The sequence below is a fragment of the Gemmobacter caeni genome (assembly GCF_003054195.1).
Classification (GTDB): Bacteria; Pseudomonadota; Alphaproteobacteria; order Rhodobacterales; family Rhodobacteraceae; genus Gemmobacter; species Gemmobacter caeni.
Genome location: NZ_QBKP01000004.1, coordinates 81,294 through 94,296 on the forward strand (window position 1 = coordinate 81,294; position 13,003 = coordinate 94,296).

Genomic DNA, 13,003 nt, shown 5'->3' on the forward strand with positions numbered 1-13,003 from the left:
GCTTACATCGGTGCAGAGTTTTCCCGCGCCGCCGACCGGAAAACCCCGGTTCGGCGGCGCAATCATGAAAGACACGGGCATGGCATCTGCTGCAGAGCAAATGGCGGCGAACCTCAGCTGGGGCGCCCTTGGCAAGGCCACGGACCTTCGCCAACGCATCTTCTTCACCATCGGCCTTCTGATCGTCTATCGTCTGGGCACCTACATCCCCGTGCCGGGGATCGACGGTCAGGCGCTGCGCGAGTTCATGTCGGGAGTTTCGGCCGGTCTGGGCGGCATTCTGAACATGTTCACCGGCGGCGCGATCAGCCGTATGGGCATCTTTGCGCTTGGCATCATGCCCTATATCTCGGCCTCGATCATCGTTCAGCTTCTGGCGGCCATGGTGCCCGCGCTGGAGCAGCTGAAGAAAGAGGGCGAGCAAGGCCGCAAGAAGATGAACCAGTATACGCGCTACGGCACCGTGGCGCTGGCGCTGTTTCAGGCCTGGGGGATTGCGGTCAGTCTTGAGGCCGGGGATCTCGCGCATGATCCGGGGCTGTTCTTCAAGCTGTCGGTCGTGGTGACGCTGGTAGGCGGCACGATGTTCCTGATGTGGCTGGGCGAGCAGATCACCGCGCGCGGCATCGGCAACGGCACCTCGCTCATCATCTTCGTCGGCATCGTGGCCGAAATTCCCGCTGCGCTGGCACAATTCTTCAGCCAGGGCCGTTCGGGTGCGATCTCGCCCGGCGTCATCATCGGTGTGATCGTGATGGTCGTCGTCGTGATCGCCTTTGTGGTGTTCATGGAACGCGCCCTGCGCAAGATCCATATCCAGTATCCGCGCCGTCAGGTCGGGATGAAGATTTATGACGGCGGCTCGTCGCACCTGCCGGTCAAGGTCAACCCGGCGGGCGTGATCCCGGCGATCTTTGCCTCGTCGCTGCTGCTGCTGCCGACCACCATCGCCGCCTTCTCGGGGCAGGGGACGGGGCCGGTGATGTCGACCATCCTCGCCTATTTCGGGCCGGGGCAGCCGCTGTATCTGCTGTTCTTCACGTCGATGATCGTGTTCTTCGCCTATTTCTACACGTTCAACGTGTCGTTCAAGGTTGATGACGTGGCCGAGAACCTGAAGAACCAGAACGGTTTCGTGCCCGGTATCCGCCCCGGCAAGAAGACCGAGGAATATCTGGAATATGTCGTGAACCGGGTTCTCGTGCTCGGTGCCGCCTATCTGGCCTTCGTCTGCCTGCTGCCCGAGATCATCCGCCATCAGCTTTCGATCCCCTTCTACTTTGGTGGGACTTCCGTGCTGATCGTGGTTTCGGTGACGATGGATACGATCAACCAGATCCAGTCGCATCTGCTGGCGCACCAGTATGAAGGGCTGATCGAAAAATCGCAGCTTCGCGGCCGAAAGCGCAGCGGGGCCAAGACGCCGACGCGTCGCTAAAATACACGAGGGACAGCACACCATGGTCAATATCATCCTTCTGGGACCGCCGGGCGCAGGCAAGGGTACGCAAGCCAAGCGGCTGGTGGACGAACGGAACATGGTGCAGCTGTCGACCGGCGACATGCTGCGCGAGGCCAAGACCTCGGGCACCGAGATGGGCCGTCGCGTCGCCGAAGTGATGGACAAGGGGCAACTGGTGACGGACGAGATCGTCATCGGGCTGATCGAGGAAAAGATGGCGGGCCCGGCGGGCGGCGGCTTCATCTTCGACGGCTTCCCGCGCACCCTCGCTCAGGCTGATGCCCTGGGTGCGCTGCTGGCGCGCACCGGGCAGAAGCTGGATGCGGTGATCGAGCTGGTGGTGGATGATGAGGCACTGGTTGCCCGTATCGTCCGCCGGGCCGAGGAAGCGGCGGCGGCGGGTCAGCCCGTCCGCGCCGACGATAACCCCGAGGTTTTTGCTGGTCGTCTGCGCGAGTATTATAAGAAGACAGCGCCGCTTCTGGGCTACTACTATGCCAAGGGCGACCTGAAGCAGGTGGATGGCATGGCCCCGATGGCGGATGTCGGCGTGGCAATTGCGAAACTGCTTGACAGCAAGTGAAACTTTCCTCCGACGCCTTGACGGGCGTCTGAAAACCCCCTAAGCCACGGCGTCCCGAAAGGGAATCGTCCGTGGCTTTCGTTTTCCGTATCGGAGAATCGGTCAGGGGCTCTCGAACCGGGCGGCTGTTAATGCACTCCTCAGGCCGCACCGGAGTTGTGAAAAAAGGTTCTGGCATTACGGAACCGCAACAATGAAGGAAGATACGCGTGGCACGTATTGCTGGCGTCAACATCCCGACCGGGAAGCGCGTCCCGATCGCACTCCAATACATCCATGGCATCGGCGCTTTCTATGCCGAGCAGATCTGCGAAGCCCTGAAGATCGACCGTGCCCGTCGCGTGAACGAACTGACGGATGCCGAAGTTCTGGCCATCCGTGAATACATCGACGCCAACTTCACCGTTGAAGGCGACCTGCGCCGTGAAGTGTCGATGAACATCAAGCGCCTGATGGACCTCGGCTGCTACCGCGGCCTGCGTCACCGTCGGAACCTGCCGGTTCGCGGTCAGCGCACCCACACCAACGCCCGTACCCGCAAGGGCCCGGCGAAGCCGATCGCCGGCAAGAAGAAGTAAGGGGAGGGTGAGACATGGCTCGTGACAAGACCCGCATGAAGCGGAAAGAGCGCAAGAACATCGCTGCTGGCGTTGTTCATGTGAACTCCTCGTTCAACAACACCAAAATCCTGATCTCTGACGTCCAGGGCAACGCGATCTCGTGGTCGTCCTCGGGTACCATGGGCTTCAAGGGTTCGCGCAAATCGACCCCCTACGCCGCCCAGATGGCCGCTGAGGATGCTGCCCGCAAGGCGCAGGAACATGGCATGAAGACCGTCGAGGTTGAAGTGCAGGGTCCGGGTTCGGGCCGCGAATCGGCGCTGCGCGCGCTGGCCGCGGTTGGCCTGACCATCACCTCGATCCGCGACGTGACCCCGCTGGCGCACAACGGTTGCCGCCCGCCCAAGCGTCGTCGCGTCTGACGCATGAGTTTCGATCGGGCCGCGCCATGTTTGCGCGGCCCGGTTTCGTATTTCTGAACCTCGGGCGTTTTCCGCTTCTTGGTCATGGGCGGAAAACAGGAATGGAGGCGAAAGCATGATCCACAAGAATTGGGCGGAACTGATCAAGCCGACGCAGCTTGTCGTGAAGCCGGGGCCTGATGCCTCGCGCACCGCGACGGTTGTCGCGGAACCGCTGGAACGTGGCTTCGGCCTGACGCTGGGCAATGCGCTGCGCCGCGTGCTGATGTCGTCGCTGCAGGGCGGCGCGATCACCGCCGTCCAGATCGACAATGTTCTGCACGAGTTTTCCAGCGTTGCGGGCGTTCGTGAGGACGTCACCGACATCGTGCTGAACCTCAAGGGCGTGTCGCTGAAGATGGAAGTCGAGGGGCCGAAGCGCCTGTCGATCTCGGCCAAGGGGCCGGGCGTCGTGACCGCTGCCGATATTTCGGAGTCGAATGGCATCGAAGTCCTGAACAAGGACCATGTGATCTGCCACCTCGACGACGGTGCCGATGTCTACATGGAACTGACGGTGAATACCGGCAAGGGCTATGTCTCGGCCGACAAGAACAAGCCGGAAGACGCGCCGATCGGCCTCATCGCCATCGACGCCATCTTCTCTCCGGTCAAGAAAGTCAGCTACGAAGTGCAGCCGACCCGCGAAGGTCAGGTGCTGGACTATGACAAGCTGACCATGAAGATCGAAACCAACGGCGGCCTGACCCCCGAGGATGCCGTGGCTTATGCCGCGCGTATTCTTCAGGATCAGCTGGCCATCTTCGTGAACTTCGACGAGCCGGAATCGGCTTCGCGGAGCGAAGTGGAAGACGGGCTGGAATTCAACCCGCTGCTGCTGAAGAAGGTCGACGAGCTGGAGCTGTCGGTCCGTTCGGCGAACTGCCTGAAGAACGACAACATCGTCTATATCGGCGATCTGATCCAGAAAACCGAAGCCGAGATGCTGCGCACCCCGAACTTCGGCCGCAAGTCGCTGAACGAGATCAAGGAAGTGCTCTCGGGCATGGGTCTGCACCTTGGCATGGATGTCGAGGACTGGCCGCCGGAGAACATCGAAGATCTGGCCAAGCGCTTCGAAGACCAGTTCTGAGGTTAAAGGGGGGCGGTAACGCCCTCCTGCAATGCCCGCACTGGCGGGGAACCCTGGGCAATTCCGCCCCAACGACGCGGCCCCAACGCAGGGCTGCAACACAAAGCAAAACCGTAGGAGACCACCATGCGTCACGCTCGCGGCTACCGCCGTCTGAACCGCACCCACGAACACCGCAAGGCGCTGTTCGCCAATATGTCCGGCTCGCTCATCGAGCACGAGCAGATCAAGACCACCCTTCCGAAAGCGAAGGAACTGCGTCCGATCATCGAGAAGCTGATCACGCTGGCGAAGCGCGGCGATCTGCACGCCCGTCGTCAGGCTGCTGCCCAGCTGAAAGAAGACAAGCACGTTGCGCGCCTGTTCGACATCCTCGGCCCGCGCTACAAGGACCGCCAGGGCGGCTACGTCCGTATCCTGAAAGCCGGTTTCCGCTATGGCGACATGGCACCGATGGCGATCATCGAATTCGTGGATCGTGACCCCTCGGCCAAAGGCGCTGCCGACCGCGCCCGCGCTGAGGCCGAAGAGGCTGCGGAGGACTGATCCTCCCGCCGTTTCAGGCACAGGAAGGCCCGCCGTAACGGCGGGCCTTTTGCATTTGCTGGGGGGCGGTCCCGGTTTTGTGAGGCCGCGCGCCTTGCACCTTCGGCGGGCATCGCGCCATATCGGGATGAACAGCCTGAAGCCGGAGCCTTTTGATGCCTCGTTTGCCAGTCGCCCTCGCCGCCTGCCTGATGCTGCTTCCCGTCACCGCACCCGCCGATACCGTGCCTGGCTCGCAGGCGGAGATCACCATGAGCTTCGCGCCCGTGGTGAAGGCCGCGACCCCGGCGGTGGTGAATATCTATGCAACAGTCGTGGTGCAGCGGCGCGAGACGCCATTTGCCGGCGATCCGTTCTTCGAGCAGTTCTTTCAGGATTTCGGCCGTGTTACCCCGCGCGTGCAGAACTCGCTCGGTTCGGGGGTGATCGTCAGCCCCGAGGGGATCGTGGTCTCCAATTACCACGTTGTCGGGCAGGCCACCGAGATCCGGGTGGAGCTGTCGGACCGCCGTGAATATCGCGCGCATGTGCTGCTGGCGGATGAGCAGGCCGATCTTGCGGTGCTGCAACTTGAAGGCGCGGCCGATCTGCCCTCGCTGCTGTTGCGCAATTCCGATGATCTGGAGGTGGGCGATCTGGTTCTGGCCATCGGCAACCCGTTCGGCGTCGGGCAGACGGTGTCTTCGGGCATCGTCTCGGGGCTTGGCCGGTCGTCGCTGGCGGTGGGCGGCGGGCGCAGCTATTTCGTGCAGACAGATGCGGCCATCAACCCCGGCAATTCGGGGGGTGCGCTGGTCGATATGAAAGGGCAGCTTGTCGGCATCAATACCGCCATCGTCACCAAGGGCGGCGGGTCCAACGGGATCGGGTTTGCGATTCCCGCCAATCTGGTGCGTAACTTCATTGATCAGGCCAAGGCGGGCGAGACGCGGTTCAAACGGCCCTGGGCCGGGGTGACCGGGCAGGCGATGGATTCGGCCATGGCCGAGGCGCTGGGTCTGCCGCGGCCCGAAGGGGTAGTTCTGTCGGCACTGCACCCGGACAGCCCGTTCAGGGCGGCGGGGCTGGAGGTCGGTGACATCATCCTGTCGGTCGATGGCGAGGCGACGGATACGCCGCAGGGTGTGATGTTCCGGCTGGCGGCGCTTGGGGTGGGTCGTGAGATTACGGTGGATTACCTGCATCGGGGCGAGGCGCGTCAGGCGAGGGTCGCGCTGGTCGCGCCGCCCGACAGCCCGCCGCGCGAGGCGGTGACGCTGGGCGAAAGCAGCGTGTTGCAGGGGCTGGAGGTGGCGCGCATCAATCCGGCGGTGCTGGACGAACTGGAACTGAGCGACAGCCCAACCGACGGCGTGATCGTGACGAATGCAGAAGGGCTGGCGGCACGCACCGGGTTGCGGCCGGGCGATGTGCTGCGGACGATCAATGGCGAGGCGGTCAAGGTGCCCGGCGATGTGATGCGGCTGACCGCGCCTGGTCCGCGCCGCTGGGGTATCGAGGTGCAGCGCGGCGGGCAGCAGCTTTTGCTGCGTTTCCGCATCTGACCTTTCGCCGCCCGTGCAGGCGGCGTAATCTTGCACCATGGCCGATCTGTTCGACTCCCCCTCTGCCCCGAAGCCCGAGGCGCCGCGCCCGCTGGCGGACCGGCTGCGTCCGCGCAGTCTGGACGAGGTGATCGGGCAGGGTCATGTGCTTGGTCCTGACGGGCCACTGGGCGCCATGCTGGCGGCGGGCAGTCTGTCGTCGCTGATTCTCTGGGGGCCGCCGGGGGTGGGCAAGACCACCATCGCGCGGCTGCTGGCCGATCAGACCAATCTGGCCTTCGTGCAGATCAGCGCGATCTTCACCGGGGTGCCGGAGCTGCGCAAGGTATTCGAGCAAGCGAAGATCCGGCGCGGCAACGGGCAGGGGACGCTGCTGTTCGTGGATGAGATCCACCGCTTCAACAAGGCGCAGCAAGACGGGTTTCTGCCACATATGGAAGACGGCACCATCCTTCTGGTCGGTGCTACCACTGAAAACCCGTCCTTCGAGTTGAATGCCGCATTGCTCAGCCGGGCGCAGGTGATCGTGCTGGAACGGCTGAGCCTTGCCGATCTGGAGCGCCTCGCACAGCGGGCCGAGAAAGAGCTGGGCCGCGCGCTGCCGCTGACCGGCGAGGCGCGCGAGACGCTGCTGGAGATGGCCGATGGCGATGGCCGGGCGCTGCTGAACCTGATCGAGCAGGTGGCGGCCCACAAGGGCGGCACGCTGACGCCGGAACAGCTTGGCCAACGCCTGATGCGACGGGCGACCAAATACGACAAGTCGGGCGAAGAGCATTACAACCTCATCTCGGCCCTGCACAAATCGGTGCGCGGCAGTGACCCGGATGCCGCGCTTTACTGGTTTGCCCGCATGCTGGAAGGTGGCGAAGACCCGCGCTTTCTGGCTCGCCGCCTGACCCGTATGGCGGTGGAGGATATTGGCCTCGCCGATCCGCAGGCGCAGGCGGTCTGCATTGATGCCTGGCAGACGTATGAGCGTCTGGGCAGTCCCGAGGGGGAACTGGCGCTCGCCAATGCTGTGGTCTATCTGGCGCTGGCACCGAAATCGAACGGGGTTTACGTCGCCTACAAGGCGGCGCGGGTGGCTGCGCGCGACACCGGCAGCCTGCCGCCGCCGCTGCACATCCGCAACGCGCCGACCAAGCTCATGAAAGAGATCGGCTATGGTGCAGGATATGCCTATGATCACGATGCTGAGGACGGCTTTTCAGGGCAGGATTATTTCCCCGAAGGCATGAAACGCCCCGTGTTCTACGCGCCACCGGAACGTGGCTTCGAGCGCGAGCTGAAAAAGCGGGTGGATTATTTTGCGAAGCTGCGCGCCCGGCGCAACGGGGTGTGACAGCAGGCGGGCTTGTGGCGGCTGGTGCGGCATGACACATTCAGGATGTGACATGTGAGGACAAGATGAGCCTTCCCTACCAATCTGCCCATGAAGAACTGCATTTCATCAACCGCTCCGGCTGGCTGCGCGCGGCCGTTCTGGGGGCGAATGATGGCATCGTTTCCGTAGCTTCGCTGATCGTGGGGGTGGCGGCGGCCGATCCCTCGCCCTCGGCCGTGCTGATCGCAGGCGCCGCCGGACTTGCCGCAGGTGCCATGTCGATGGCGGCAGGCGAATATGTCTCGGTCAGTTCGCAATCCGATATCGAGCGTGCCGATATCGCGCGCGAACGGCAGGCACAGATCGACATGCCCGAAGAGGAAGAGCGTGAACTGGCCTCGATCTACGAAGCGCGGGGGCTTTCACCGGCGACTGCGGCGCTTGTGGCGCGCGAGCTGACCGAGAAGGATGCGCTTGGCGCCCATGTGCGCGAGGAGCTGGGGTTAAGCGAGGTGCACGCCGCCAACCCCTTGCAGGCGGCCTTCGCTTCGGGCCTGACCTTCTCGATCGCGGCGGCGATGCCGTTGCTGGCGGCGATTCTGGCCCCGGAAGGGCTGGTGATCCCCGTGGTGGTGATCGCGACGCTGGTCTGCCTTGCGGTGCTGGGTGCGCTGGGGGCGCAGGCGGGCGGCGCGCCGAAACTGCGGGCGACTTTGCGGGTGCTGTTCTGGGGGGCGGCGGCCATGGCGATTACTGCCGGGGTTGGCCATGTCTTCGGTATTGCTGTCTGAGGCAGCGGGCCGGAAAGAGGAACGGCGCGCCAGGGGCGCGCCGTTTTTGGTTCAGCGGGTGAACTTCTTGTATTTCACACGCTTGGGGTTCACGGAATCCGGGCCGAGGCGGCGGATCTTATCCTGTTCGTAATCGTCGAAGTTGCCTTCGAAGAACTCCACATGCGCATCGCCTTCAAAGGCGAGGATATGGGTGCAGAGGCGGTCAAGGAAGAAACGGTCGTGCGAGATGATAACCGCGCAGCCCGCGAATTCTTCGATTGCCGCTTCAAGCGCCTGAAGGGTTTCAACGTCAAGGTCGTTGGTCGGTTCGTCAAGCAGCAGGACGTTGCCGCCCGATTTCAGCAGCTTGGCCATGTGAACGCGGTTGCGCTCACCGCCCGACAGGATGCCGACCTTCTTCTGCTGGTCAGACCCCTTGAAGTTGAAGGAGGAGCAATAGGCGCGGCTGTTCACCTCGGCATCACCCAGAACCACGATGTCGAGGCTGTCGGTGATTTCCTCCCAGACGTTCTTGTTCGGGTCGAGGCTGTCGCGTGACTGATCGACATAGGACAGTTGCACGGTATCGCCCAGCGTGATGGTGCCGCTGTCGGGCTGTTCCTGCCCGGTGATCATCTTCATCAGCGTGGATTTCCCCGCGCCGTTGGGACCGATCACACCTATGATGCCGCCGGGCGGCAGCATGAAGGACAGGTTTTCAATCAGCTGCTTGTCGCCCATCGCCTTGGAGACGTTTTCGAATTCGATGACCTTGGAGCCAAGGCGCGGGCCGTGCGGAATGATGATCTGGGCGCGGCCGACCAGTTCCTTGACCGACTCGTCGGCCATCTTTTCATAGGCCTGAATACGGGCTTTCGATTTCGCCTGACGGGCCTTGGCCCCGGCCCTGATCCATTCCAGTTCCTTTTCAAGAACTTTCTGCTTGGCCTTGTCCTCACGGGCTTCCTGCGCGAGGCGCTTGGCCTTTGCGTCGAGCCACGAGGAGTAGTTGCCCTCATGCGGGATGCCGCGGCCGCGTTCCAGTTCCAGAATCCAAGTGGTGATGTCATCCAGGAAGTAACGGTCGTGGGTGACAGTCAGGATGGTGCCTTTGTATTCGATCAGGTGCTTTTGCAGCCAGGCGATCGTTTCGGCATCGAGGTGGTTGGTCGGTTCGTCCAGAAGCAGCATGTCGGGCGCTTCAAGCAGCAGCTTGCACAGCGCGACCCGGCGGCGCTCGCCCCCCGAGAGCGTCGCGACATTGGCGTCGTCCGGCGGACAGCGCAGGGCTTCCATCGCGATGTCGATCTGGCTGTCCAGATCCCACAGGTTTTCGGCGTCGATCTCGTCCTGCAACCGCGACATCTCGTCGGCGGTTTCATCCGAGTAGTTCATGGCGAGTTCGTTGTAGCGGTCGAGCTTGGCCTGCTTCGCGGCGACGCCGAGCTTCACATTCTCGCGCACAGACAGCGCTTCGTCGAGCTGCGGCTCCTGCGGCAGATAGCCCACGGTTGCGCCCTTGGCGGCCCAGGCCTCGCCGGTGAAATCCTTGTCCCAGCCGGCCATGACGCGCAGCAGGGTGGATTTGCCGGCGCCGTTGACGCCGACCACACCGATCTTCACGCCGGGGAGGAAGTTCAGGCGGATGTTCTCGAACACCTTCTTGCCGCCGGGATAGGTCTTGGAGACGCCATCCATGTGGTAAACGTATTGATAGCTGGCCATTGCGGATCTCCGTATCGCGGGTTGGCGCGTATGTAGCGGAGAAGCAGCCGAAGGGCAACGCGCGCGCGTCAGGTCAGGCGCAGGCCGCCGGACGGTGCGGGCAAAAGGTTTCGGGGAACCTTTTGCGAATTTCTTTCAGGAAATCTGCGCCGGACCCAGCTGTTTCTCGAACCAGTGATCGGCGTAGGGATTGCTGTTGTAGCGTGGGATCCCGGTCCAGCCATCGCGCAGGTAAAGCGCCTGCGCTTCGGGCAGATGGCGGCTGGTATCGAGCCGCAGGTGGCTCAGCCCCATGCCGCGTGCGGCGGTTTCCACCTCTGCCATCAGGCGGCGGGCAAGGCCTTGCCCACGCGCGGCAGGTGCCACCCAGAGACGTTTTACCTCTCCCGTGCCGGGGGGCAGGCCCTCGGCGCCGGTGCGCAGGGCGACGCAGCCCATGGGCATCCCGGTTCCTGCGATCAGGAACAGCCCGCGCGGCGGTTGCAGCGCGGCGGGGTCGGCATCGGCATAGGGGTCGAAGGTCTGGCCGAACCGCGCGCTGAGTTCAGCGAAATAGGCGACGAGACAGGCGGTTGCCTCGGGCGCGTCAACGGGAAAAGGACGGATCGGTGTCATACCGTGTTGTTACCCGCGCATCGGCCCTTGGCAAGCCTGTGCCTGCGTGGTTTGAACGCGAATGGGGGAGACAGGGATGCGCCAGGGGTTTCCGATCGCGACGCGCGGCATGACCGTGGGGCTTCTGGGTGGATCTTTCGATCCGGCCCATGAGGGGCATGTGCATATCACGCGCGAGGCGCTGCGCCGGTTCGGGCTGGACCGGGTCTGGTGGCTGGTGACGCCGGGCAACCCGCTGAAGGCGCGTCAGCCGGCGCCAATGGCCGAGCGGCTGGCGCGGGCGCGGGCCCTGATGCGGCATCCGCGCGTCGTGGTCACCGATCTGGAGGCGCATCTGGGCACCCGCTACACGGCGGCGACGATCCGGCGGTTGCAGGCGATCTATCCGGGGGTGAACTTCGTCTGGCTGATGGGCGCGGACAATCTGGTGCAGTTCCATCGCTGGGACCGCTGGGAGCAGATCATGCAGGCGGTGCCCGTGGGGGTGCTGGCGCGGCCCGGCTGGGGCGTGAAGGGCCGGATGGGGCGGGCTGCCCGCGTGTATGCCCGCGAGCGCGTGACCGAAGGTGCGGCGGGCGATCTGGGTCTGCTCAGGCCGCCGGTCTGGGTGCTGGCCGATGTGCCGCTGAACGACATGTCCTCAAGCGCGATCCGGGCGCGCGGGGAATGGGGGCGCGGCGGCAACGCGCCGCCGGGCTGAGCACGGGGTTTCGTGCGGATCGCGCTGGCGCTATGGCTATGAGCGTTGAACAGGAGTGAGTCCCCATGTCCCGCCCTCCCTTTTCCCCGACGCGGCGATTTGTGCTTGGCGGGCTTCTGGCCGGGGCGGCGACGCCGCTCTGGGCCGAAGCGCCCGCCACCTCGCTGTTGCCGCGTCGCCGGGGGGATGGTGGCGCGGTCCGGGCCGAGCCGCAAAGCGCCGGGCAGCTGGTGGAAGCGGCGAAGCTGGGCGGGGCGGTGGGCTTCATCGTGGCCGATGCCGTGACCGGCGCGGTGATCGAGGCGCGGGACGCCGATCAGGCGATGCCGCCTGCCAGTGTGCTGAAATCGGTGACGGCGGCCTTCGCGCTGGACCGGCTGGGGCCGGTGCATCGCTTCCAGACCCGTGTGCTGCGGCGTGGGCCGGTGGTGCAGGGGGTGGTGCAGGGTGATCTGATCCTCGCGGGGGGCGGTGATCCGGTACTGGATACCGACATGCTGGGGGATCTGGCGGCGAAGCTGGCGGCGCAGGGGATCAGGGGCGCGACGGGCCGGCTTCTGGTCTGGGGCGGCGCGCTGCCGCTTTTGCCGCGCATCGACGGCGAGCAGCCCGATTTCGTCGGCTACAATCCCGCCGTGGCCGGGCTGAACCTCAATTTCAACCGCGTGCATTTCGAATGGCGCCGGGCCGGGGCTGACTGGCGGCTGACCATGGATGCACGGGCCGAGCGTTTCGTGCCCGAGGTCCATATGGCCAGCGTCCGTATCGCCACGCGGGCGCGCCCGCTGTTCACTTACGAGGGCGATGGTGGGGCCGACCGCTGGACCGTGGCCTCCGAGGCTTTGGGCAAGGGCGGTGCGCGGTGGCTGCCGGTCCGTCATCCGGCGCTTTATGCGGGCGATGTGTTCCGCACCCTTGTGGCGGCGCAGGGTATTGCCCTGCCTGCGCCCGAGGTGATCGAGAGCCTGCCTGACGGTGCCGAACTGCTGGCGCGCCATGACAGCCCTGTGCTGGAAGGCATCCTGAAAGACATGCTGAAGCATTCGACGAACCTTACTGCCGAGGTGGCCGGGATGTCGGCCTCGCAGGCGGCCAGCCTGCGGGCTTCGGCGCTGGCGATGCAGGAATGGGCGCGGTTGCGGCATGGCATGTCGGCGCATTTCGTCGACCATTCGGGTCTTGGCGGGCAAAGCAGAATCTCGCCCGCAGATATGGTGCGGTTGCTTGGGGATGTTCAGGCCAGCGCGCTGCCGGGCTTGCTGAAGAACCACGGCATGCGTGATGACAAGGGACAGATCATCAAGGGGCACCCGGTGCAGGTTCATGCCAAGACCGGTACGCTCAACTTCGTTTCGTCACTGGCGGGCTATATCGCGCCGCCGGGGGGGCGCCGTCTGGCCTTTGCGATCTTCGCCGCCGATACGGCCCGGCGCGCAGCCCTGCCGCCCGAGGCGCGGGAGCAGCCTGCGGGCGGGCTGGACTATCAGAAGCGCGCGCGGCGGCTGCAAGCGGCGCTGATCACCCGCTGGGCGACGCTGCACGGCTGATCTGTGACATTTTGCGCCGCCTTCCCCCTTGATCACGGGGGGCGGGCGGTCAAGACTGCCGCGGTCT

The 13,003-nt window shown here is 64.5% G+C and carries 13 protein-coding genes; 11 read left to right on the plus strand and 2 right to left on the minus strand.

Translation table 11 applies throughout. The features are described 5' to 3' along the window. Positions 1-79 precede the first annotated feature (79 nt). The 9 genes from secY to C8N34_RS07805 all read left to right on the plus strand — a co-directional run bounded on the left by secY (position 80) and on the right by C8N34_RS07805 (position 8,367). Positions 80-1,438 (plus strand): preprotein translocase subunit SecY, encoded by a 1,359-nt coding sequence (gene secY / locus C8N34_RS07765; protein ID WP_054301605.1) that lies wholly within the window; start codon positions 80-82, stop codon positions 1,436-1,438. 22 nt (positions 1,439-1,460) lie between these two features. After that, positions 1,461-2,045 (plus strand): adenylate kinase, encoded by a 585-nt coding sequence (locus tag C8N34_RS07770; protein ID WP_054301604.1) that lies wholly within the window; start codon positions 1,461-1,463, stop codon positions 2,043-2,045. A 209-nt stretch (positions 2,046-2,254) separates the two neighbouring features. Next, positions 2,255-2,623 (plus strand): 30S ribosomal protein S13, encoded by a 369-nt coding sequence (gene rpsM / locus C8N34_RS07775; protein WP_054301603.1) that lies wholly within the window; start codon positions 2,255-2,257, stop codon positions 2,621-2,623. A gap of 14 nt (positions 2,624-2,637) precedes the next feature. After that, positions 2,638-3,027: a 30S ribosomal protein S11 gene (gene rpsK / locus C8N34_RS07780; protein WP_054301602.1), complete on the plus strand. Its 390-nt coding sequence runs from the start codon at positions 2,638-2,640 to the stop codon at positions 3,025-3,027. Between the two features lie 115 nt (positions 3,028-3,142). Beyond that, positions 3,143-4,159, plus strand: a complete 1,017-nt coding sequence (locus C8N34_RS07785) for a DNA-directed RNA polymerase subunit alpha (RefSeq protein WP_054301601.1) — start codon at positions 3,143-3,145, stop codon at positions 4,157-4,159. 126 nt (positions 4,160-4,285) lie between these two features. After that, complete coding sequence (rplQ, locus tag C8N34_RS07790; RefSeq protein ID WP_054301600.1) at positions 4,286-4,705, plus strand: 50S ribosomal protein L17; 420 nt, start codon at positions 4,286-4,288, stop codon at positions 4,703-4,705. 155 nt (positions 4,706-4,860) lie between these two features. Further along, complete coding sequence (locus C8N34_RS07795) at positions 4,861-6,249, plus strand: trypsin-like peptidase domain-containing protein (RefSeq protein ID WP_108128404.1); 1,389 nt, start codon at positions 4,861-4,863, stop codon at positions 6,247-6,249. Between the two features lie 37 nt (positions 6,250-6,286). Next, positions 6,287-7,594: a replication-associated recombination protein A gene (locus tag C8N34_RS07800; protein WP_108128405.1), complete on the plus strand. Its 1,308-nt coding sequence runs from the start codon at positions 6,287-6,289 to the stop codon at positions 7,592-7,594. Positions 7,595-7,659: 65 nt separating this feature from the next. Further along, a complete protein-coding gene (locus tag C8N34_RS07805) occupies positions 7,660-8,367 on the plus strand; it encodes a VIT1/CCC1 transporter family protein (RefSeq protein WP_054301597.1) in 708 nt (235 codons plus the stop codon). Positions 8,368-8,418: 51 nt separating this feature from the next. Here C8N34_RS07805 and ettA read toward each other — a convergent pair whose 3' ends face one another. Both ettA and C8N34_RS07815 read right to left on the minus strand, forming a co-directional pair. Beyond that, positions 8,419-10,074, minus strand: a complete 1,656-nt coding sequence (gene ettA / locus C8N34_RS07810) for an energy-dependent translational throttle protein EttA (RefSeq protein WP_054301596.1) — start codon at positions 10,072-10,074, stop codon at positions 8,419-8,421. A 135-nt stretch (positions 10,075-10,209) separates the two neighbouring features. Beyond that, positions 10,210-10,689, minus strand: a complete 480-nt coding sequence (locus C8N34_RS07815; RefSeq protein ID WP_108128406.1) for a GNAT family N-acetyltransferase — start codon at positions 10,687-10,689, stop codon at positions 10,210-10,212. A gap of 76 nt (positions 10,690-10,765) precedes the next feature. On the opposite strand from C8N34_RS07815, the gene C8N34_RS07820 reads away from it, so the two are divergent. Continuing rightward, on the plus strand, positions 10,766-11,389 hold the full coding sequence (locus C8N34_RS07820; protein ID WP_054301594.1) for a nicotinate-nucleotide adenylyltransferase: 624 nt from the start codon (positions 10,766-10,768) through the stop codon (positions 11,387-11,389). A gap of 65 nt (positions 11,390-11,454) precedes the next feature. Beyond that, on the plus strand, positions 11,455-12,936 hold the full coding sequence (gene dacB, locus C8N34_RS07825; RefSeq protein ID WP_108128407.1) for a D-alanyl-D-alanine carboxypeptidase/D-alanyl-D-alanine endopeptidase: 1,482 nt from the start codon (positions 11,455-11,457) through the stop codon (positions 12,934-12,936). Positions 12,937-13,003 lie beyond the last annotated feature (67 nt).

Bases quoted from the DNA above. Each gene is read 5' to 3' on its own strand.
- secY (WP_054301605.1), top strand. From the start codon at position 80: ATGGCATCTGCTGCAGAGCAAATGGCGGCGAACCTCAGCTGGGGCGCC.
- C8N34_RS07770 (WP_054301604.1), top strand. From the start codon at position 1,461: ATGGTCAATATCATCCTTCTGGGACCGCCGGGCGCAGGCAAGGGTACG.
- rpsK (WP_054301602.1), top strand. From the start codon at position 2,638: ATGGCTCGTGACAAGACCCGCATGAAGCGGAAAGAGCGCAAGAACATC.
- C8N34_RS07785 (WP_054301601.1), top strand. From the start codon at position 3,143: ATGATCCACAAGAATTGGGCGGAACTGATCAAGCCGACGCAGCTTGTC.
- rplQ (WP_054301600.1), top strand. From the start codon at position 4,286: ATGCGTCACGCTCGCGGCTACCGCCGTCTGAACCGCACCCACGAACAC.
- C8N34_RS07795 (WP_108128404.1), top strand. From the start codon at position 4,861: ATGCCTCGTTTGCCAGTCGCCCTCGCCGCCTGCCTGATGCTGCTTCCC.
- C8N34_RS07800 (WP_108128405.1), top strand. From the start codon at position 6,287: ATGGCCGATCTGTTCGACTCCCCCTCTGCCCCGAAGCCCGAGGCGCCG.
- C8N34_RS07805 (WP_054301597.1), top strand. From the start codon at position 7,660: ATGAGCCTTCCCTACCAATCTGCCCATGAAGAACTGCATTTCATCAAC.
- ettA (WP_054301596.1), bottom strand. From the start codon at position 10,074: ATGGCCAGCTATCAATACGTTTACCACATGGATGGCGTCTCCAAGACC.
- C8N34_RS07815 (WP_108128406.1), bottom strand. From the start codon at position 10,689: ATGACACCGATCCGTCCTTTTCCCGTTGACGCGCCCGAGGCAACCGCC.
- C8N34_RS07820 (WP_054301594.1), top strand. From the start codon at position 10,766: ATGCGCCAGGGGTTTCCGATCGCGACGCGCGGCATGACCGTGGGGCTT.
- dacB (WP_108128407.1), top strand. From the start codon at position 11,455: ATGTCCCGCCCTCCCTTTTCCCCGACGCGGCGATTTGTGCTTGGCGGG.